This is a genomic window from Pseudomonas sp. LP_7_YM (assembly GCF_004364435.1).
GTDB lineage: Bacteria > Pseudomonadota > Gammaproteobacteria > Pseudomonadales > Pseudomonadaceae > Aquipseudomonas.
On record NZ_SOCT01000002.1, the window covers coordinates 253,835 to 273,449 of the forward strand.

Sequence of the window (19,615 nt, forward strand, 5' to 3'; positions counted from 1 at the left end):
TGCTACTCCCGGTCGTTCTGACCAATGATCTGAGGGGCGGGCACCTCCACCGGATTGCCTGCCAGAGGCAATCGCAGGGTGAAGCAGGTGCCCTGGCCGAGGGTGGAATGCACCTCCATTTGGCCCTTGTGATTGTTGGTGATGATGAAGTACGAGACTGACAGCCCGAGTCCTGTACCCTGACCAACTTCCTTGGTGGTGAAGAAGGGTTCGAAGGTGCGCTTGCGCACGGCTTCGGACATGCCGATGCCGTTATCCTCGACCTGAATTTCCGCCCACGGCGGATTAAGCCGGGTACGCAGAAAGATGCGGCCTGGCTCGGTGTGGTGCTCGCGATGATGAATCGCCTGCGCTGCGTTCTTCAGCAGGTTGAGCAGCACCTGCTCCAACTCGTTGGCGGTGCCCGGGACCGGGCCGAGATTGGGGTCGAACTGGCGAATGATGTTCTGGCCCTTGAAATCGAAACCGATCGTCAGGTCGAAGTCGTTGCTGGCGATCTCGACGGCCTGATCAATCAATGCAGGGAGATCGCACGGCGCCATTTGCCGGTTGCTGCGGCGGCTGAAACTGAGCATGTGGCTGACGATCTTCGCCGCCCGGGCGCCGGCCTGCTGGATGCCGTCGAGCAGTTGTGGCACTTCGCGGGCACTCAGGTACTGATTCACGGCGTTCAGCTCGATGCCTTCCTGCTCGGCCTGCTGCATGTTTTTTGGCAGTTCGGGAGACAGGCGCCGGCGGATGTTCTGCACGTTGTGCATGATGGCGCCCAAGGGGTTGTTGATTTCATGCGCCATGCCGGCCGCCAGACCGCCCACCGAGTGCATCTTTTCCGACTGCACCATCATGTCTTCCAGTGACAGCCGCTGAGTGATGTCGTCGATCCGGATGACCGCACCACGCCCGGCCCCACCGGTCAGTGGATAAAACGTCAGGGCGAAGTGACGGGTCAGGTCGCCCTTGACCCAGGTCACACGCTCGATCTTGGTCACCGTATGGCGCTCGACGGTCAGCTTGATCTGCGGCAGAAACGCTTTCATTGGCGGGAAGGCCAGAAAAATCGGCTGATTGAGCGCTTCGTCCAAGGGCGTACCGGAGAGGGCGCCTGCTTCCTGGTTCCATTGCGTGACATAGAGTTGCTCATCGAGCGCTATCAGCGCTGAAGGCATGGAGTCGATGATGCTGTTCAGGTAATTCTGAAAGCCGGTGAGCTTCTTCTCGATCTTGCTACGGACCTGGACTTCCAGTTCCAGCTTGCGATTGGTGTGACGGGTTTCTTCGGCAAGCCCCTGGGCTTGATCGTAGGCCTCCTGAGAGTCGTCCCGCGCGCGCTTGAGCTGCTGCTCCCGGGCTTCCATGCGCGACAGCATGGTGTTGAACGCTTCGGCAAGCGAACCGATTTCGTCCTGATTGCCGGGGCTGGCGCGCAGGGCGTAATTCTCTTCACGTGTGACGCGACGTGACAAGTCCTCCAACAGGTAAATCGGCTCGGTAATGAACCTGCGTATTTGCCGCGCCACGCCTGTCCACAGCAATACGCTGAAAATCAGGATGCCCAGGCTTGCCGTCAGCGTGCCGGTGTAAAACGCAGTCGGCAACTCGCTGCTCGCCACCAGCAACAAATGCCCCGGCGCCTGGCCTTGTTTAGGGATCGCAATCACCTGGGTGTTGCGAAATTCGGTGATACGCCAGCTTTCCAGATTGCGGTAGAGGTCGGGAAGACGCAGTTTTTCGCCCTGTTGCACTTGCGCCAGCCGGTTGCCGTTGGTGTCGTAGACGGCAGCCGCGCGCAGCGGTCCATAGTTTTTCAGTTCCTTGAGCAGCGCTTGTGCGTTATAGGGCGACGACAGCGCCTGCTCGGCCAGCCCGGGGTTTCCGATCAATCGGCCGATGGTCTGCAAGGCTTGGGGGGCCATGGCTTCTTGAGAGATGTAATAGGCGGCGCTGATGAAGGTCAGGTTGGCGACCAGCAGGACGGTGGTCAGCAGAACCAGCAGGGCGGCCAACAGTTTTTGACCCACCGGCAGGTTTTCGAGGCGCTGGCGCAATGGCATTGGACGGGGTCACTGGCAGATGAGGAGCAGGCAGGTTAGCGCTGTTCCGGTTCAGAGCAAACCCGCGATGCACGATTGATGAGCTAGTCGCTTGGCAGGCCTTGCGCTTTCAGGTGATCGATCAGTCGCTCGCGGAGTTGGTCCAGAAGAGGCGCCTGGCAGCCATGACGCGCAGCAGCGGCGCAAAGATACCCCAATAAGTAGCTGATTTCGGTCCTGCGGCCTTGCGCCACGTCCTGGTGCATCGACGAATAATTGGCCGCTGTGGCCCTGATCACCTGGTCGACTTGCTGATGCAGCCCGACAGCCGCCTTTGGCTGGCCACAACACTCCAGCACTGCAACCAGCTCGTCGCACAGAGCAGTGACCTCAGCTGCACGCTTCTGTAATTCGCCATTTCGGCAGCCGTGCAGAACCGTCAGCGGATTGATCGCGCAATTGAGCGCAAGCTTGCGCCACAGGCGTTCGAGGATGTCGGGGCCCCACTGGTGAGGGATATCGGCCGCCACGAGCTCATCAAGCCAGACCGGAGCGAGGCCCTGGTGGGCTTCTCCAAGCCAGTTGGCACCTTGCCCGGCGAAAACCACGCTGAAATCGTCATCCCGAAATGCCCCTTCAGTGCTCGACACGAAGATGCAGCGCGGCGGTGGAAACAGGTCGGGAAGCGAGGCAGCAACGGCCTCCTGACTGCCCAGGCCATTCTGCAGCAGAAGCACATCGGCTCCGGGCGTCAGACGTGAGGCGACACTGGCCACTGCGCTTTGCGCGTCATAGGCCTTGCAGGCCACCAGAAGGCGCTGGATGGGCTGCGGATCATCGAGGGTTTGTGCCGTTATGTCGAAGGTCTGACGCTGACCTTGTTCGCTCAACGTCAGCCCGCCCTTGGCTGCATAAGCCTTGAGGCGTGCTGAGTCGCGCAAGATCAGCCGCACCGGCACACCTGCGCGCGCCAGCCTTGTTGCCCAAAGACTGCCGAGGCTGCCCGCACCGAGGACGTGCCAGAAGGGCAATTTCAAAGGTGACTGCACCGCAGGTCATTGGATTGCGATGAAAAGGAAAACGAAAACGACATCGCAGGCTCACATGAACAGGGGAAAAGTCTCGTTATAATGACCGGGCTTTCATACCGTCAAGTCAGGCGTGCTCCATTTACATGTCGAGCCGCGCCGTATCAATTGGAGAATCTACATGCCCTCGTTCGACGTAGTGTCCGAACTGGATAAACACGAAGTCACGAATGCCGTCGACAACGCGATCAAGGAGTTGGACCGCCGCTACGACCTCAAAGGCAAAGGCAGCTTCGAGTTCAAGGAAAAGGACCTTGCCATCAACCTGACGGCCGAAGCCGACTTCCAGCTTGAAGCGATGATCGAAATCCTCAAACTGGCGCTGGTCAAGCGCAAGATCGATGTGCAGTGCCTGGAAGTCAAGGAAGCCTACGCTTCGGGCAAGCTGATGAAGCAGGAGGCCACGCTCAAGCAAGGTATCGACAAGGAGCTGGCGAAGAAAATCGTCGGCCATATCAAGGAGGCCAAACTCAAGGTTCAGGCCGCCATCCAGGGCGAGCAGGTGCGCGTGACCGGCAAGAAACGTGACGATCTGCAAGAGGCTATCGCGGCTCTGCGTGGTCATGAATTCGGCATGCCGCTGCAGTTCAACAACTTCCGCGACTGATCCCCCTTCGTGAAGGGTCCGCATTTTTTGCGGACCGATTCGGGGCTGCACCGGAACCTGAGCGTGTTGTGAGCGTCCGAGTGCAGGTCCCGTTGAAGCGGTGGCACGCTGAAGGGCCATCGTTTCTGTCTTTCGTTTCGCGACCCCAAGGAGCAATCAATGGATCTGGATTTGAACGGCCAGGTGGATCATCTGGTCAAGGCTTCCCAAGCCTGGATTCCCATGGTGATGCAATACGGCAGCCGCGTGTTGCTGGCCGTTGTCGTATTGCTGGTGGGTTGGTGGCTGATCAACAAGCTGACGTCCAAGATTGGCGCGCTGCTGGCATACCGTCATGTGGATCTGGCACTGCAAGGTTTCATCAGCAGCCTGGCCAACATCATTCTGAAAATCCTGCTGATCGTCAGTGTCGCTTCGATGATCGGCGTCGAGACCACGTCCTTCGTTGCAGCCATCGGTGCAGCAGGTCTGGCCATCGGTCTGGCATTGCAGGGCAGTCTCGCCAACTTCGCAGGCGGCGTGCTGATTCTGCTGTTTCGCCCGTTCCGTATCGGTGACTGGATCGAGGCGCAGGGTGTTTCCGGCACAGTGGACGGCATTCAGATTTTCCACACCGTGCTGCGCACTGGCGACAACAAGACGGTGATCTTGCCCAACGGTAATCTGTCCAACGGCATCATCACCAACACCAACCGTCAGCCGACCCGCAAGATCACTTTCGACGTGGGCATCGACTACGATGCAGACCTCAAGCAGGCACTGGCTGTGTTGATGGAAATGGCCGACGATCCGCGCGTGCTGCAAGACCCGGCACCTCAGGCCGTGGTGTCGGCATTGGGCGACAGCTCGATCACGGTCTCGTTGCGCGTCTGGACCAACACCGGTGATCTCGGAAACGTCTCCAACCGTTTCAATGAAGAGATCCGCGATCGTTTGCGTGCTGCCAACATCGACATTCCATTCCCGCAACGGGTGGTTCGTGTGGTGCAGGAACAGCAGGAACCGGCACCTCAGCGTTAAGCCCGTTATTGATACGACAAAGCCCCGACTCGCGACAGATCGGGGCTTTTTGTCTCTGTCGTGCGTTGCTGACCTGTGGGAACAGGCGTGCGGCGGGCTCCGCACTTGACGCTTGCTCTCAGACGATCAAGGCTGCTCAGTTACCGGTGCTTCGGCAGGCTTTTGATCCGCCCCCGGCTTTTCCTTGCGCAGCTCCTGGGCCCAGTGCAGGGCGATCATGAACAAGGTCGGAATGCCCATCACAGCGGTGGCCAGGAAGAAGTTGTGGTAACCCAGCTTCTCTACCATCACCCCTGAATATCCGCCGATCAGGCGCGGCAACAACAGCATGATCGAGCTGAGCAGTGCGTACTGGGTGGCCGAGAACTTGAGGTTGGTCAAGCTGGACAGGTAGGCGACGAAGGCTGATGTCGCAAGCCCCGAGCTGAAGTTGTCCAGCGAGATTGTGACGATGAGCATCTTCAGATTCGGACCCATGTCAGCCAGCATCAGGAACAGCAAGTTGGTTGCCGCCGAGGTGACGCCGCCTATGAACAGGATCGGCATGATGCCAAAGCGCACGATCGCAAGGCCCCCGAACGCTGCGCCCAACAGCGTCATTACCAGGCCGAAGATCTTGCTGACGCTGGCGATCTGGTCCTTGGTGAAGCCCTGGTCAATGTAAAACACGTTGGCCATCACACCCATCACCGTGTCGGACATGCGGTAAGTGGCGATCAGGCCCAGCAGCAGGAACGCCTGCCAGCGGTAGCGCAGAATGAAGTCGTTGATCGGGGTCAGCACCGGTGCCAGCCCGCGGCGTCCGATGGACGACAGGCAGGCTGCAGTGAGCAGGGTATAAAGGATCGCGCGCAGGAAGGCGCGGTCCTCCATCAGCAGGCTTTTCCATGTGGAGCCCTGGAAGAGCACGCTGGCGAAGTCTGTGTTGTACAGCTGGGTGAACATGGCCGGAAGGGACACCAGCAGGATGATCAGCACGAACACCGATGCCAACTGATGCGCGAAGCCGTAGCGCGCCGCCGACAGCTGAGTGCGCAGTGGAACTGCGGGCTCGCGCATGATCAGCGTCGTTACCAGCGCGGGCAGCATCAACAGTCCGAACAGCACATAAGTGCCGGTCCAGGCCGAGTGCTTGTACGCGAAACCGGTCGACCCGAAGCCCTCGGCGAAATACAGCGCACCTGCGGTGGCCAGCAGGGCCGCTACGCGGTAGCCCGCCATGTAACTGGCGGCCAGGGTGGCTTGCTGGCTTTCTGAGGCGATCTCCAGTCGGTAAGCGTCGATGGCGATGTCCTGCGTGGCGGAGGAGAACGCCACGAGCACGGCCATTGCGATCAGCCATGACAAATGCTGTTGCGGGTCGCAGAAGCCCATGCCGATCAGGCCCAGCGTCACCAGCGACTGGGCAAGCACGAGCCAGGAGCGACGGCGTCCCAGTTTTCCGAGCAATGGCAGGCGCCATTGATCGAGCAGCGGCGACCAGACCCATTTAAAGGCATAGGCCAGGCCGATCAGGCTCGCGTAGCCGATGGTCTCACGGGCGACACCTGCTTCACGCAGCCATACCGAGAGGGTAGAGAACACCAGCATGTAGGGCATGCCCGCAGCGAAGCCGAGCAACAACAGCACAAACGTAGAGGGGCTGGCATATGCGGCGAGCGCGGCGCGCCAGGTTTTGCGGGGCATGGGCTGGAATCTGCCTCAGTTTACGTGGACAAAGCGCGCACTCTAACCGTTGTGCTCTGTCGGACGCCAGCCATGACGCTGCATATCCACACGATTGTTACGGATGGTCACGCCCTCGGCCCGCAAACGCGCACGCTGCTCCTCTCCCGAAACGGTGCCGGCGGCCAGGCTGATGCGCCCGCCAGCGCCGAGAACCCTATGCCAGGGCAGTGCGCTGCCATCGGGCAACTGGCTCAGCGTGCGGCCTACAAAACGTGCCGCTCGTCCTAAACCTGCCAGTTCTGCCAGCTGACCGTAGCTGACGACCTTGCCATCAGGCACCTGATGCAGCGTCAGGTAAAGCGCCGCCCGCCGGGCCTCTGCAGGGGATACACCCATTATGTCAGTGGTGATCGGAGAGTGTTCAGCCACGCATTCGTTCCTGTATAAAAGGGGCCGCATGAATGCTCACCAAGGAACTACGGGTATTTCCTACGGTCAGTGATTCCTGTGTCGGCGGTCCCTGGATTGCCTTGACGTTGTCCTCCCGGATAATGCCCGATTTACCGCCAATCAGAGCCCTGTCGTTGCTTATGTTGTCCAGAACCCTGTTGTGCCTCGCCATTACTAGCGCTTCTACTCCCTTGCTCGCCGATACCGTCTGGTTGAAGAATGGTGACAAGCTGACAGGGACCATCAAGGTCTTCGACGGCGGGAAGCTGCTGCTCAACACTAAATATGCAGGCGATATTCCGCTGGACTGGAAAGAAGTCAAGACGCTGGAAAGCGACCAGCACCTGTTGGTCAAGGAAGACGCTCATACCGGCGAGATTTCCAAGTCACTGCAGCCTGCCGATGACGGTAAGGTCACTCTGGCCAACGGCGATGCGCCGAAAACCGTGGAGCTGGCCAGCATCCGGCAGATCATGAAGCCCAAGCCTGTGGTCACCGACCTGGTCTGGAAGGGTAATATCGACGCCGCCCTGGATTTTCAGCGTGCGGAAAACGATACCGATGACTACAACATCGCCTTCAAGACCACGGCCACTCATGGCCAGTGGCGGCATAACGCGAAGGGCGAGTACAACCGCGAATCGCAAGATGACCTGACCACCACCAATAACTGGAGCATGGAGTACTCGGTCGACCGTTTCCTCACGGACAAATGGTTCTGGGACGGCCGCCTGACGTACAAGCGTGACACCATCGAAGACCTGGATCGCCAGCGCACCGTCGGTACCGGTCCGGGTTACCAGTTCTGGGATGATGAGCTGGGTGCCTTCAAGGTTGGCGCGCTGCTCAACCGCACTGATTTCGAATATTCCAATGATGAAAAGGAACACTTCTATTCCGTTTCCGGCACTTGGGATTACAACCGTTTCCTGATTGGCAAAAAGGTTGAGTTCTTCACCAACGGTGAGCTGGGCAAACCCCTCAGCGGCGTTGCCGATTACAGCCTCGATACCGAAATCGGTCTGCGCTACAAGGTCACCGAATGGGCCTCGCTCAACGTCAAGGCTGAAAAGGACATCATCAGTGGCTCTGCTAATGGCGACCTGGACAAAACGCGCTACACCGCTGGTTTCGGCGTGTCCTGGTAGGTTCTTCCTTATATAGATGGCTGCGCAGGTGAATGCCGGGTCCTCCGGCATGCACCGTCCCTGTGGGCGGATGTACCTCGGTCGGCATTCAGGCAAAAACATTTCAAGAAATTCGCAAGTGACTGTTGTGCCGCCGCCTCGTGAATGAGTTCGCTCATGCATAGACCCTTTCTGCTGCCCGACGGCGCGGCGAGTAAACGCCGGGACGTTCCTGCAGGGGCTGCGTTTAGGCAGCCACCGTGCAGAACATTTACGTTAACCCCGTGCAAAATCGTCACGCCGCCTCAATCTGGCACCCATTGGCGATAACGATTATCGTGTGCCCTTCCACGCCACACACTGCTGCGCGTGTCTCGCCTTTGTCGATTTCATCTGTTCAGGAGTTTCACCATGAGCGCCAACGCCACCCGGCAAGCCCGAGCACTCTTACTCAAGGAGTATCGCGGTGTGCTGTCGACCCATTCCAGGTCGATGCCCGGTTACCCCTTTGGCTCCGTGGTGCCCTACTGCCTGGATAATCAAGGTCATCCGCTGATCCTGATCAGCCGTATCGCCCAGCACACCCACAACCTGCAACTTGACCCCAAGTGTTCGATGATCGTCGGCGAGCGTGCAGCCGAAGATATTCAGTCGGTCGGTCGAGTCACGGTGATGGCCCAAGCGCAAAAAGTCACCGACGCTGCCGCGATCCAAGCCGCTGCACAACGCTATTACCGCTATTTCCCGGAATCGGAGAGCTATCACAGCGCCCACGATTTCGACTTCTGGGTGTTGGTGCCAGTGCGTTACCGATACATCGGTGGCTTCGGCGCGATCCACTGGCTCGACGACGCGGCATTGGCCAGCCCGTTCGCCGGTGCCGCCGAAACCGGTATGATCGAACACATGAACGAAGATCACACCCAAGCCATCGCGCACTATGTCGAACTCGCAGGACTGCCAAACACCGAGCCTGCGGTTCTTGTCGGTATCGACAGCGAGGGCATGCACCTGCGCGTTGGGCAAGGCATTCACTGGCTGGCCTTTGCCGAGTCTTGTAATACGCCGACACAAGTGCGTCAGGCCTTGGTGCAGCTGGCCCACGCTGAAAAATGGCCGACTTGTGAAGTGATTGAAGCTTGAATTAACGACTTTGCGACTTCACCTAGTGTCTACTGGAAGCCTTCTTCCATTGAGGAAACTACTTGATGCGCGTTTTTCTACTGCTTTTATTGCTTTTTCCGGTACTTGAGCTGTTCGTGCTGGTGAAAGTCGGAATGTCGATCGGCTTTCTGCCGACTTTCCTGCTGGTTGTCGCAGGCTCGATGCTCGGGGTGGTCGTGGTACGGGTCGCCGGGCTTGCGACCGCCATCAGTGCCCGTGCCAGTCTTGCGCGTGGCGAGCTGCCTGCGCAGCAGATGATGAATGGCCTGATGATGACCGTTGGCGGCGGTTTGCTGGTGCTGCCTGGTTTCATCAGTGACGTGCTGGGCCTGATCTGCCTGATGCCGTTTACCCGTCGTTTGCTGGTGAGCAAGGTGCGTCAGCGCGCCGAAGCGGCAGCCAGCCGTCAACGTGCGTTCGCTGACGATCTGCGTTCTTCAGGGGCGACCGGTCCCGGCGCGGCTCGTCCTGGGGCCCGCCAGCCTGAAGTGATTGAAGGTGACGTGATCGAAGGCGAGTACGAGCCTGTCGATAAAAAGTGATCTGTACGCCACGTCCAGCACGGCACCTGAGGGTGCCGTGCGCGTTTTCGCGACCTCATCGCGCTTAAAAAATTTCTTCGTCGAGCCTTGTAATCAGCTTGCTCGCCCTTATGTATGGGTCACCGCAAGGTTTCTGGCGCATTTCGCCAGACCGTATTCTGCGGTTCGCTCGCGAACCGTAACCGGCAAGCCCGGATGTTTAACCCGCCGGTGCCAAAACCGGGCGTTCAAAAACCATAATTAGGAGATCGACAATGAAGCTTCGTCCTCTGCATGATCGCGTCGTAATCCGTCGCAGCGAAGAAGAAACCAAAACTGCTGGCGGTATCGTGCTCCCAGGTTCGGCTGCTGAAAAACCAAACCGTGGCGAAATCATCGCCGTGGGTACCGGTCGCGTCCTGGACAACGGTGAAGTTCGTGCGCTGGCCGTCAAAGTAGGTGACAAAGTGGTGTTCGGCCCTTACTCCGGCAGCAACACTGTGAAAGTAGACGGCGAAGACCTGCTGGTGATGAGCGAGAACGAAATCCTCGCGGTCGTCGAAGGCTGAGTTGATACCCCTCATTTTCCCTTTACTACAAAGTATTTAAGGAATATCGATCATGGCTGCTAAAGAAGTTAAATTCGGCGACGTTGGCCGTAAAAAAATGCTCGCCGGTGTAAACGTCCTGGCTGACGCGGTAAAAGCGACTCTGGGCCCGAAAGGCCGTAACGTCATCATCGAGAAAAGCTTCGGCGCTCCGCTGATCACCAAAGACGGTGTCTCGGTCGCCAAAGAAATCGAACTCAAAGACCGTTTCGAGAACATGGGCGCGCAGCTGGTTAAAGACGTTGCCTCCCGTGCTAACGACGACGCAGGTGACGGTACCACCACCGCTACCGTTCTGGCTCAGGCCATCGTCAACGAAGGCCTGAAAGCCGTCGCTGCCGGCATGAACCCGATGGACCTCAAGCGTGGCATCGACAAGGCAACCATCGCCATCGTTGCCGAGCTCAAGAAACTGTCCAAGCCTTGCACCGACACCAAAGCCATTGCTCAGGTCGGCACCATCTCGGCCAACTCCGACAGCTCCATCGGCGACATCATTGCCGAAGCCATGGAGAAAGTGACCAAAGACGGCGTTATCACCGTTGAAGAAGGTTCGGGTCTGGAAAACGAACTGTCGGTCGTTGAAGGCATGCAGTTCGACCGCGGCTACCTGTCTCCGTACTTCATCAACAAGCCGGACACCATGGTTGCCGAACTGGACAGCCCTCTGCTGCTGCTGGTTGACAAGAAGATCTCCAACATCCGCGAAATGCTGCCAGTGCTGGAAGCCGTTGCCAAAGCCGGTCGTCCGCTGCTGATCGTTGCTGAAGACGTTGAAGGTGAGGCTTTGGCGACTCTGGTCGTGAACAACATGCGTGGCATCGTCAAAGTCGCCGCCGTCAAGGCGCCAGGCTTCGGTGACCGCCGCAAGGCCATGCTGCAGGACATCGCTGTCCTGACCGGCGGTACCGTTATCTCCGAAGAGATTGGTCTGAGCCTGGAAAGCACCACCCTGGAACACCTGGGTAATGCCAAGCGCGTTGTGCTGAACAAAGAAAACACCACCATCATCGACGGTGCTGGCGTTAGAACCGATATCGACGGTCGTATCGCTCAGATCCGTCAGCAGATCGGCGACACTTCGTCCGACTACGACAAAGAAAAACTGCAAGAGCGCCTGGCCAAGCTGTCCGGCGGCGTTGCAGTGATCAAGGTCGGTGCCGGTTCCGAAGTTGAGATGAAAGAGAAGAAAGCCCGCGTTGAAGACGCCCTGCACGCAACCCGCGCAGCTGTTGAAGAAGGCGTGGTACCTGGTGGTGGCGTGGCACTGGTGCGCTCGCTGCAAGCTATCTCCGAGCTCAAAGGCGACAACGCTGACCAGAACGTCGGTATTGCTCTGCTGCGCCGTGCGGTTGAAGCACCTCTGCGTCAGATCGTTGCCAACTCGGGCGACGAGCCAAGCGTAGTAGTTGACAAGGTCAAGCAGGGTTCGGGTAACTTCGGTTACAACGCTGCTACCGGCGAGTACGGCGACATGATCGAGATGGGTATTCTGGACCCGGCGAAAGTGACTCGTTCTGCGCTGCAGGCGGCTTCGTCGATTGCCAGTCTGATGATCACCACTGAGGCGATGATCGCTGAGATCAAAGAAGATGCTCCAGCGGGCGGTGGCGGTATGCCTGACATGGGCGGCATGGGTGGTATGGGCGGCATGATGTAAGCCAACCTTACCCCAGGTGCATAAAGAACCCCGCTTCGGCGGGGTTTTTTTATGGGGTTGTTTCGGGGGATATGTGTAGATCCGTTTCCTGGTGTAGCGCTGATTCAGCGCTGTGCCCGGGGGAGCTTCTGAAGGTTACGACAGTGCGGGTCTTAATCGGACGAGCGCGGATGTCAGGCAACTTACCTGTAACACCCCACCGCGCTCGTTGCCGTCGTAACCACCGACTTCTCCCACGAGGTTATGTGGCGTAGTTCGGGTTGTCAGCGGCAGGGAGCCGAATCGCACACTTGCGCTTACTCCGAAACCGGATCTCCAGCAACGGTTTTGTGCTGCTTACCCGCCGGGCGATAAAGCACAGCGTAATACGCCCCCAGACAAATCAGCCAGCAGAACACTGCCGTCCAGATGTTGTGCGAGAAAAAATGCGCGCCCTGCAACATGCGCCCCACCGAAAACACCGTGCCCAGTCCGAACGCGAAGATCAGTCCCGTTTTGGCCAGGCGCGGGCGGCGATCACGAAAGACGAAGAACAACGCAAACAGCGTGAAGCCCGTCGCCGCGTGACCACCCGGCCAGCAACGACCCGGCTTGTCGGTTTCAGGGCGCGGGCTGAGCAGTTCGCTGTAGGTTTCCTGGCCGCCGAACGCGGTCAGGCTCCACGGGCACTGAACCGATGTCACCACTTTGACCGGCGTGACAAAACTCGTAGACAGCGCCATCGACAGCACAAGGCACCCGAGCTCACGCTTCCAGGGTTTGAGTCGCTCAATGAAAAATGCTGCGAAGAAGCCTGCGAAGGACAGCACGCCCAAGGCAATCACCACCTGTTTGGCGCGGTCGTGCAATACGTTTTCCAGGAAATAGCTATGCCTGCCCACGAACTGCCCGGCGCCTGGGTCATAGGCCAACCTGGCGATGTCCATGTCCAGCGAAGTCAGCTCCAGCAACACCAAGACGATGGCCGTTAGTGCCGGTATGCCGAGGTAAATCCACAGATTGATCGGCCGCGACGCAGCCCGTTCGATGATTTCAGACATGGTGCATTCCGTGTAATGGCAAGCTGGGCCGACAAGGACAGTCCCAAGCGTTCGGGAGTCTGCGCGTCGGGCTGTCCCCGGGCTGTGAACCGGGAGTGAAAAAAACGTTATGTCTGGCGGTGCTGGCCCTTGGGCGCGCTTGGCCTTAAGCTGCCGCCAACTCTGACCTGTCGAGCGGGTATATCCATACCCCGCATACGCCGACAAACGCATTAGGAGACAGTTACCCATGAGAATTCTGCTCGTCGAAGACAACCGCGACATCCTGGCCAACCTTGCGGATTATCTGGGTCTGAAAGGCTACACCGTGGACTGCGCGCAGGATGGGCTGTCCGGGCTGCACCTGGCGGCGACCGAGCATTACGACCTGATCGTGCTCGATATCATGCTGCCGGGCATCGACGGCTACACCCTGTGCAAGCGCTTGCGTGAAGATGCGCGCCGCGACACGCCGGTGATTATGCTCACCGCGCGTGACCAGCTCGACGATCGCTTGCAGGGGTTCCGCTCCGGCGCTGACGATTACCTGCTCAAGCCCTTCGCACTGTCGGAGCTGGCAGCCCGCATCGAAGCGGTGCTGCGCCGTGCGCAAGGTGGAGGCCGTCGCACCTTGCAGGTCGCTGACCTGATCTACGACCTCGATACCCTGGAAGTCACTCGCGAAGGGCGCATGCTCAAGCTCAACCCGGTCGGCCTGAAACTGCTGGCGGTATTGATGCAGAAGAGCCCGCATGTGCTGCGCCGGGAAATCCTCGAAGAAGCGCTGTGGGGCGACGACTGCCCGGACAGCGACAGCCTGCGCAGCCATGTCCACCAACTGCGTCAGGTGATCGACAAGCCGTTCGCCAAGCCGCTGATGCAAACCGTACATGGCGTGGGATATCGCTTGGCCGAGGGCCGCGATGGAGTTTAAGCAAAGCCTTGCCCAGCGGATCATCATTGCCTTTGCCTTGATGAGCGCGTTGGTGGCCGGGTCTTTCGCCATGGGTATCGTTGCGACGGTCCATCTGGTCGAAGAAAAACTGATTTCCGCCGGCCTGGGCGGTGACCTGACGCGCCTGCTGCTGATGGACAGCGTCGAGGACTGGAACCACCGGCCCGAGCCCGATCAGTTGTTCTATTTCACTGGCGGGCCGGGTGACTTCGAGCTGCCCAAGGACTTGCGTCACCTGGAACCCGGCTTCCACGAAGTGTTCAGGGGGCCGCTGTCCTACCACGCCATGGTCGAAGTGGTTGATGGCCGGCATTACGTCCTGTTGCAGGATCAAAGCGATTTCGAGGAGCGCGAGCGCGTGCTGTTCGCTGTCGTGCTGGTCGGCTTCGTACTGGCCCTGGCCCTGGCGATATTCCTCGGCTGGGTACTGGCACGTCGCGTAATGGCGCCGGTGGTGAGGCTGGCCCGGCAGGTACGCCATCGGGATCAGTTGCTGGGCCTGGCACCGCCTCTGGCACCCGATTACGCCGCCGATGAAGTGGGCGAGCTTGCCGTGGCATTCGACGCCACGCTGGGACGCCTGCGGGATGCCCTGACCCGCGAGCGGATGTTCACCAGCGACGTTAGCCACGAACTGCGAACCCCACTGATGGTGCTCGCCAGTTCCTGTGAACTGCTGTTGGAAAACCCTGCGCTCGACCAGCGCGCTCGGGCGCAAGTCGAGCGGGTAGGGCGCGCGTGCGAAGAAATGCGCGACCTGGTGCAGACTTTTCTGATGCTGGCCCGGACTCAGCGGGATGATGCCGGAATGAATCCGCAGTTGCCGCTGCAGGGGGCGGCTCAACAGTTGCTGGCCCTCTGGCGTGAGCCGATCGAAGTCAAGGGTTTGCAATTGGAGTATTACCCGGACCGCGCTTCTCAAACCGCGTACAACGCTACGTTTCTTTACGCGGTGATGGGTAACCTGCTGCGTAACGCCTTGCACTACACCGATCACGGCTTCATCCGCCTCACGCTGTTGCCCAACGGCTTCACGGTTGAGGATTCTGGTGTCGGCATCCCGGAAGAAAAACGCGAAGCGATGTTTCAGCCCTTCGTGCGCGGTAACGAAAAACGAGGCGAAGGGCTGGGCTTGGGGCTGTCCTTGGTGCAGCGTATCTGCGAGAACCAGGGCTGGACTGTCAGCCTGGACACGATGGAGCCCAACGGCTGCCGTTTCAGTGTTACGTTCGAAAAATCAGTTGGCTCGGTGGGCTAACGGATATTTGCGATGGAATGTACAGACACTGTAAATGTTGCTGCCGTTCGGGAGGCGATAGCCATATGCTAGCCCCATCTTCCTGAAAATCCTCGTAACATTTGCCCCGGCCATGGGACGTTTTTTTCACACCAGCGTGACCTGAGGACGACGTAAACCCGCTTAGTTTTGTCTGTATCACCATCAGGAGATACAGGCATGAGCAAGCGCATCGAGCTTGATTTTTCTCGTAAGTACGACGACCTGCATGCTAAAAAATATTTACGTAAGCACCGCGATGGATTGGCTCGGCGGTTGTCTGATCGTCGCGATAAACAGTTGGCCAGGCAGGCCTTGGCGCTCGCTGGCGATCCGGGTCTGGTGCTTGACCTGCCCTGTGGCGCCGGTCGCTTCTGGCCAGTGCTGGCAGAGAAGGCTAACCGAGTGATCATCGGCGCCGATAATTCGGCCTCGATGGTCAGGACCGCTTGCCAGTCGCAGCCGGCCAACGTGGTGAAACGGGTACAACCCTTGCAGACATCTGCATTCGCTATCGACATGCCCGATAACGCAGTGGACAGCATCTTTTGCATGCGTTTGCTGCACCATGTCGGAAAGGCCTGTGACAGAGCCGTTTTGTTGAGGGAATTTCACCGGGTCACGCGGGACAGCGTGATTGTTTCCCTTTGGGTGGATGGGAATTTCAAGGCCTGGAAACGTAGACGTGCCGAAAGTACCCGCCAGCAGCAGGGTTACCAGAACCGCTTTGTGTTACCTGTGACCACAGCAGAAGCCGAATTTGAGGAGGCAGGATTTCGTATCCAGGAGCGCCTGGATTTCCTGCCGCTGTACGCCATGTGGCGTGTATATCTATTACGTAAGAGGTAACAGGATGGCCGTGGATTTCACAGCAGAGTTGACCGTTCCCGCCGAGGACCGTTTCGCCTATTTCTGGAATACCAAGGGCGACTGGGTAGAAGAACCCAACGTACGCCGTGGTGGTGAAAGTGGCGTACAGCGCGTCGTTTCGGAGAACGGGCGGCTGCTGTACGTTAAACGGCAGGTGGGTCACATCTATCGCAGCTGGCTGCACCCGTTCGGTCGACCGACAGTCCTGCGTGAGCGTGATGCACTGGAGGGTTTGCGCCAACTCAACGTCAATGTGCCGCGCATGGTGTTCTGCGGGGCCGAACGCGATGAGAAAAAGGAGTGGCGCGCGCTGCTGGTCACCGCGTCGCTGGATGGTTTCGACGAGTTTGAGAACTGGCTGAAGGCTGGCGGGCGAGAGCTGCATGGCGAAGCCGTCTACGAACAGATGCTCAAGGAGCTGGCCCTCAACCTGGCGCGCATGCACAAAGGGCGCTGGCAGCACAGTTGCATCTATATCAAGCACGTTTTCGTGCGTGTAGTGGGTGAAGGTGCAAACGCCAAACCCGAAGTTGTACTGCTGGATCTGGAGAAGTGCCGTCAGCGCCTGACCGCCTATGGCGCCGCTCAACATGACATGAAACAACTGCGCCGCCATTCGTCGTTTCAACCCGCGGATTGGAAGAAACTCGTCTACTTTTACGAGACGGCGTTTGGCAGCTCCATCAAGGGGTTAGATCGATGAAGTTAGAAGTCGCTCGAGGTTTGTTTTTAGTCGGGGCGTTGGGTGTTGCATCCATCGCCATGGCGGCCTGGGAACAGCCCAAGGCCCAGATTCTCAGCGCGGCGCACGGTGAGGGATACTGTCCCTTGCCGCGGGTGGCGAAGGCTGCTTCGCCCGTACGCCCGGATAGCGACCTGTTGTTGTTGATGTTCGGTCTTGCGCAGGGGACAGGGCCACAGCATTGAACTCACTTAAGGACTGAAAGGCCTCGATATTTCGGGGCCTTTTTTGTTCATGGATTTTATGTTCAGTTCTTATGGGGGCATTGAAAGCGATACTTTGAAGCCCTTGGGGCCTCAGAGGATACCCTTCGAGTCAACCTTCCTCGCCAGCAACGTGTACACACACACAGCAGCACAAACAGGGTAAACAGCGTCCCCACCGATATCCCTTTCGCGATCACCAGACCGATATCGAAACGGCTGACCGCTCCCGCGCCGGTCGCCAGAATCAGCGGCACCATGCCAAAGACCATCGCTGCCGTCGTCATCAGTACGGGACGCAGACGAATGGCTGCTGCTTCTACTGCCTCCTGGGAAAAGGGATGAATCAGGCGAGCACGTTAGCTGTGTTGCGTTTTACTTGCCAGTGCTGCATCTGTCAGCGCCACACGTTTGCCAGCGCTGGCAGGTGTTGTGTCCTGAACCACCTGCAAATGGTTGTCCCACAGCCCCGCTGGCAACTCCAGTGGCTGCGCAACCAGTGTGCTCTGGCGGCAATCGTAGAAGCGGCAGCGGCCTTGTCCCGAGGTTACGATAAAACCATCGGCCACCGCCCCGACACCCGCGCAGTCTGGCAGAGGGGCGTCGAGCCGGAGTACGCCGCTGTCCAGCTCCCAGATGAAGAAACGATTACCGCGCGGCGCTGTTAACCCCACCAGCCGCAGCTCGTCATGCACGGCAACACTGGCGGTGTAGTGCGCCATGGCCTGCAATTGCTGTTCAGCCACTGGAAACGCCTGAAAGGGCTGCCCCGGACGCTTGATCGCCAACAGCTCGGCGGACTCATGGGACGCCCCCATGAACTGCTGACCGGCGATGATGGTGCCGTCACTGGCAATCGCCATATGGCGCACGCTATTCATCTGTTGCGCCAGGGTTTCCTTGGTCAACAGCGTGCCGTCCCGCTGCATCAGCACCAGACTGGGCTGCATGGCATCGAGGTTCATCTCAACGCGGCTCTCCGCCTCGGTACGAATGCCGCCGTTGGCCACCGCCAGGGTTTCGCCATCCGGCAGCCAGGACACTTGATGCGGGCCGATACCGTGGGTGGGAATTTCGCCTGTGTGTTCCAGACGCTCGCCGACGAATCGATACACCCCCAGCAAGCCGCGGCCGGGATCAGAGGTGTCATTCTCGGTGGCGTACAGCCACTCACCGCCCTTGTGGATCACCGCGTGGCCGTAAAAGTGCCGATCAGGCCGGGAGACCAGGGTCTGCAACAGACGACCATCGCGTAAATCGATGAGATAACTCTGCGTTCCGGGCCTTCTGGCGACAAATAACGCGATGGGCAGATGAGGATGATTGACGATGTCGTGGCAGCGTTGGGCGACACGGGTGGCGAACACCTGAGTGCCGTCCACCCGGTAGCCCACGGCGTAGTGCTGGCCATTGCCACCGTCACGTGCGGAAAGCAGCAGCGGGCTTTCGCCTGTTTTCCTGAACAGCGTCCAGCCACCCAGCGTGCAAGCGCTGAGGACCAGCCTGCCGAGGGTGATCGCCTGACGTCGCAACATATCAGTCACCATCGTTAGCGTTGAATCCCAACTGAACACCCAATGCCCTCGCCAGTTCGCCTTCGTGCAGACGGTGGACCATGTTGAGGCTGTCGTAGAACGCATTCAGTTGCTGGCGGCCCTGCTCGGTGGGCAACAGCGCGACCAACGGCGGCTTCAACGCTGCCAGTTGTCTGCGACTTTCCGCATAAGCCGCGTCGATCTTGTCTGCCAGGGGTTTCTGCTCGGCGGGCAACAGGCCACGCAGGCCTTTGTTGTCCACACCTGACCACAGGGTTTCGGCACTTTCCAGGCTCGCCTGCAAGCTGCTCAAGGACGCCTTGCTGCGCCAGGCTTCGGCCTGAAACGGCTGAGGAACACCTTTGGACTGGCGGCCCAGCGGGGTGCCGAGTTTTTTCTTCAACGTGTCCAGCGCCGTGACCTGCACGCGCAGCAATTCGGCGATGGCTTCGTGGGCGTCTGCATAGCGCGGGTTGGGAAATTTGCTCAGTTGCGCGAGCATGCCGTCCGTGCTGTTCCAGCGGTTGAGGATATCCTCGGCCAGGGTTTTCTGGCGCTGGCCAATGGCAGTCAGCAGCGGACAATAGCGAGCTTTTTGCTCGGCGCTGGCCATGTCGATGTCGGCGTCGAACAGGATGTATTCATAGGCAGACAGGCCCTGCACCACGACGCTGGAGTTGGCCAGTGCGTCGGCGCTGATCTCAGGGGTCGCGGTGAGCAGTTGCTCGACCTGACGACCGACGAGGTTCTTCTTATCCGGCCAGAACTGGATCTGCCAGGCGCGGTTGCCCTCCGCCAGCGGCCCGATCAGCAGCGGCTGCAATTGAGCCCAGGCCCTTTGAGCATGCAGGAAGTCGGCACGCGCAGTGCGCAGGTCGCTCTTGCCCTCACAGAAGGCCAGGGCGCTCACCGCCAGTTGCCGGTCGGCGTCTACCCAGCGGCTGTAGGTCGGCAGGATCACTTGACTGGCAATCGCGGCAGATGTCACTGCCTGCGGGTCCGAAGGCGCGCAGGCCCCCAGCGCGAGCGCGGCGAGGCTGGTGAACAACAGCTTGGGACGGAACATGTCCGG

18 protein-coding genes and 2 pseudogenes are annotated in these 19,615 nt (G+C 59.2%); 12 read left to right on the forward strand and 8 right to left on the reverse strand.

The genetic code is table 11. The annotated features are described in order from the left end of the window. Positions 1-2: 2 nt before the first annotated feature. Both EC915_RS06190 and EC915_RS06195 read right to left on the reverse strand, forming a co-directional pair. On the reverse strand, positions 3-2,051 hold the full coding sequence (locus EC915_RS06190) for an ATP-binding protein (protein ID WP_133749655.1): 2,049 nt from the start codon (positions 2,049-2,051) through the stop codon (positions 3-5). Positions 2,052-2,134: 83 nt separating this feature from the next. Beyond that, positions 2,135-3,061 carry a putative 2-dehydropantoate 2-reductase gene (locus EC915_RS06195; protein WP_256658682.1) on the reverse strand — a complete coding sequence of 309 codons (927 nt, stop codon included), beginning with the start codon at positions 3,059-3,061 and terminating at the stop codon, positions 2,135-2,137. Positions 3,062-3,239: 178 nt separating this feature from the next. On the opposite strand from EC915_RS06195, the gene EC915_RS06200 reads away from it, so the two are divergent. Next, positions 3,240-3,725 carry a YajQ family cyclic di-GMP-binding protein gene (locus EC915_RS06200; protein ID WP_133749657.1) on the forward strand — a complete coding sequence of 162 codons (486 nt, stop codon included), beginning with the start codon at positions 3,240-3,242 and terminating at the stop codon, positions 3,723-3,725. A 165-nt stretch (positions 3,726-3,890) separates the two neighbouring features. Next, entirely contained in the window at positions 3,891-4,745 is an 855-nt protein-coding gene (locus tag EC915_RS06205; protein ID WP_133750153.1) for a mechanosensitive ion channel family protein, read from the forward strand. 126 nt (positions 4,746-4,871) lie between these two features. Here the strand turns inward: EC915_RS06205 and EC915_RS06210 are convergent, their stop codons facing one another. After that, positions 4,872-6,431, reverse strand: coding sequence for an AmpG family muropeptide MFS transporter (locus tag EC915_RS06210; protein WP_133749658.1), 1,560 nt, complete (start codon positions 6,429-6,431; stop codon positions 4,872-4,874). Positions 6,432-6,473: 42 nt separating this feature from the next. After that, on the reverse strand, positions 6,474-6,809 hold the full coding sequence (locus EC915_RS06215) for an MGMT family protein (RefSeq protein ID WP_133750154.1): 336 nt from the start codon (positions 6,807-6,809) through the stop codon (positions 6,474-6,476). A gap of 194 nt (positions 6,810-7,003) precedes the next feature. Between EC915_RS06215 and EC915_RS06220 the strand changes: the two genes are divergently transcribed. The 5 genes from EC915_RS06220 to groL all read left to right on the forward strand — a co-directional run bounded on the left by EC915_RS06220 (position 7,004) and on the right by groL (position 11,943). Next, positions 7,004-8,011 (forward strand): DUF481 domain-containing protein, encoded by a 1,008-nt coding sequence (locus tag EC915_RS06220; RefSeq protein ID WP_133750155.1) that lies wholly within the window; start codon positions 7,004-7,006, stop codon positions 8,009-8,011. A 390-nt stretch (positions 8,012-8,401) separates the two neighbouring features. Further along, on the forward strand, positions 8,402-9,133 hold the full coding sequence (locus EC915_RS06225) for a HugZ family protein (RefSeq protein WP_133749659.1): 732 nt from the start codon (positions 8,402-8,404) through the stop codon (positions 9,131-9,133). A gap of 65 nt (positions 9,134-9,198) precedes the next feature. Further along, entirely contained in the window at positions 9,199-9,696 is a 498-nt protein-coding gene (locus EC915_RS06230; RefSeq protein WP_133749660.1) for an FxsA family protein, read from the forward strand. A gap of 254 nt (positions 9,697-9,950) precedes the next feature. After that, positions 9,951-10,244, forward strand: coding sequence for a co-chaperone GroES (locus EC915_RS06240; RefSeq protein WP_133749662.1), 294 nt, complete (start codon positions 9,951-9,953; stop codon positions 10,242-10,244). A 52-nt stretch (positions 10,245-10,296) separates the two neighbouring features. Further along, positions 10,297-11,943 carry a chaperonin GroEL gene (groL, locus tag EC915_RS06245; protein WP_133749663.1) on the forward strand — a complete coding sequence of 549 codons (1,647 nt, stop codon included), beginning with the start codon at positions 10,297-10,299 and terminating at the stop codon, positions 11,941-11,943. A gap of 296 nt (positions 11,944-12,239) precedes the next feature. Here the strand turns inward: groL and EC915_RS06250 are convergent, their stop codons facing one another. Then, positions 12,240-12,983 carry a phosphatase PAP2 family protein gene (locus EC915_RS06250; protein ID WP_133749664.1) on the reverse strand — a complete coding sequence of 248 codons (744 nt, stop codon included), beginning with the start codon at positions 12,981-12,983 and terminating at the stop codon, positions 12,240-12,242. Between the two features lie 229 nt (positions 12,984-13,212). Here EC915_RS06250 and colR point away from each other — a divergent pair, with 229 nt between their 5' ends. From colR to EC915_RS06275, 5 genes are all read left to right on the forward strand, one after another. Then, the gene (gene colR, locus EC915_RS06255; protein ID WP_133749665.1) at positions 13,213-13,896 is read left to right on the forward strand and encodes a two-component system response regulator ColR; all 684 of its coding nucleotides are present in this window, start codon (positions 13,213-13,215) and stop codon (positions 13,894-13,896) included. Then, complete coding sequence (locus tag EC915_RS06260) at positions 13,886-15,175, forward strand: HAMP domain-containing sensor histidine kinase (RefSeq protein ID WP_133749666.1); 1,290 nt, start codon at positions 13,886-13,888, stop codon at positions 15,173-15,175. The genes colR and EC915_RS06260 overlap by 11 nt, the downstream gene beginning before the upstream one ends. Before the next feature lie 198 nt (positions 15,176-15,373). After that, entirely contained in the window at positions 15,374-16,042 is a 669-nt protein-coding gene (locus EC915_RS06265; protein ID WP_133749667.1) for a class I SAM-dependent methyltransferase, read from the forward strand. Positions 16,043-16,046: 4 nt separating this feature from the next. Next, entirely contained in the window at positions 16,047-16,766 is a 720-nt protein-coding gene (locus EC915_RS06270) for a lipopolysaccharide kinase InaA family protein (protein WP_133749668.1), read from the forward strand. After that, the gene (locus tag EC915_RS06275) at positions 16,763-16,990 is read left to right on the forward strand and encodes a hypothetical protein (RefSeq protein ID WP_133749669.1); all 228 of its coding nucleotides are present in this window, start codon (positions 16,763-16,765) and stop codon (positions 16,988-16,990) included. Before EC915_RS06270 ends, EC915_RS06275 begins: the two co-directional genes overlap by 4 nt. A gap of 111 nt (positions 16,991-17,101) precedes the next feature. On the opposite strand, the pseudogene EC915_RS06280 reads toward EC915_RS06275, so the two are convergent. The 3 genes and pseudogenes from EC915_RS06280 to EC915_RS06290 all read right to left on the reverse strand — a co-directional run. Next, positions 17,102-17,340: pseudogene (locus tag EC915_RS06280) on the reverse strand (efflux RND transporter permease subunit); the annotation flags it as partial. A gap of 111 nt (positions 17,341-17,451) precedes the next feature. After that, positions 17,452-18,543 (reverse strand): annotated as a pseudogene (locus EC915_RS06285) (DUF1513 domain-containing protein); the annotation flags it as partial. A gap of 1 nt (position 18,544) precedes the next feature. Further along, positions 18,545-19,609: an imelysin family protein gene (locus EC915_RS06290; protein ID WP_133749671.1), complete on the reverse strand. Its 1,065-nt coding sequence runs from the start codon at positions 19,607-19,609 to the stop codon at positions 18,545-18,547. Positions 19,610-19,615 lie beyond the last annotated feature (6 nt).

What these genes read in the sequence shown, in the direction of transcription:
- EC915_RS06225 (WP_133749659.1), top strand. Translation starts at nt 8,402, where the DNA reads ATGAGCGCCAACGCCACCCGGCAAGCCCGAGCACTCTTACTCAAGGAG.
- colR (WP_133749665.1), top strand. Translation starts at nt 13,213, where the DNA reads ATGAGAATTCTGCTCGTCGAAGACAACCGCGACATCCTGGCCAACCTT.
- EC915_RS06270 (WP_133749668.1), top strand. Translation starts at nt 16,047, where the DNA reads ATGGCCGTGGATTTCACAGCAGAGTTGACCGTTCCCGCCGAGGACCGT.
- EC915_RS06275 (WP_133749669.1), top strand. Translation starts at nt 16,763, where the DNA reads ATGAAGTTAGAAGTCGCTCGAGGTTTGTTTTTAGTCGGGGCGTTGGGT.
- EC915_RS06215 (WP_133750154.1), bottom strand. Translation starts at nt 6,809, where the DNA reads ATGGGTGTATCCCCTGCAGAGGCCCGGCGGGCGGCGCTTTACCTGACG.
- EC915_RS06210 (WP_133749658.1), bottom strand. Translation starts at nt 6,431, where the DNA reads ATGCCCCGCAAAACCTGGCGCGCCGCGCTCGCCGCATATGCCAGCCCC.
- EC915_RS06260 (WP_133749666.1), top strand. Translation starts at nt 13,886, where the DNA reads ATGGAGTTTAAGCAAAGCCTTGCCCAGCGGATCATCATTGCCTTTGCC.
- EC915_RS06230 (WP_133749660.1), top strand. Translation starts at nt 9,199, where the DNA reads ATGCGCGTTTTTCTACTGCTTTTATTGCTTTTTCCGGTACTTGAGCTG.
- EC915_RS06220 (WP_133750155.1), top strand. Translation starts at nt 7,004, where the DNA reads ATGTTGTCCAGAACCCTGTTGTGCCTCGCCATTACTAGCGCTTCTACT.
- EC915_RS06200 (WP_133749657.1), top strand. Translation starts at nt 3,240, where the DNA reads ATGCCCTCGTTCGACGTAGTGTCCGAACTGGATAAACACGAAGTCACG.
- EC915_RS06265 (WP_133749667.1), top strand. Translation starts at nt 15,374, where the DNA reads ATGAGCAAGCGCATCGAGCTTGATTTTTCTCGTAAGTACGACGACCTG.
- EC915_RS06240 (WP_133749662.1), top strand. Translation starts at nt 9,951, where the DNA reads ATGAAGCTTCGTCCTCTGCATGATCGCGTCGTAATCCGTCGCAGCGAA.
- EC915_RS06190 (WP_133749655.1), bottom strand. Translation starts at nt 2,051, where the DNA reads ATGCCATTGCGCCAGCGCCTCGAAAACCTGCCGGTGGGTCAAAAACTG.
- EC915_RS06290 (WP_133749671.1), bottom strand. Translation starts at nt 19,609, where the DNA reads ATGTTCCGTCCCAAGCTGTTGTTCACCAGCCTCGCCGCGCTCGCGCTG.
- EC915_RS06250 (WP_133749664.1), bottom strand. Translation starts at nt 12,983, where the DNA reads ATGTCTGAAATCATCGAACGGGCTGCGTCGCGGCCGATCAATCTGTGG.
- groL (WP_133749663.1), top strand. Translation starts at nt 10,297, where the DNA reads ATGGCTGCTAAAGAAGTTAAATTCGGCGACGTTGGCCGTAAAAAAATG.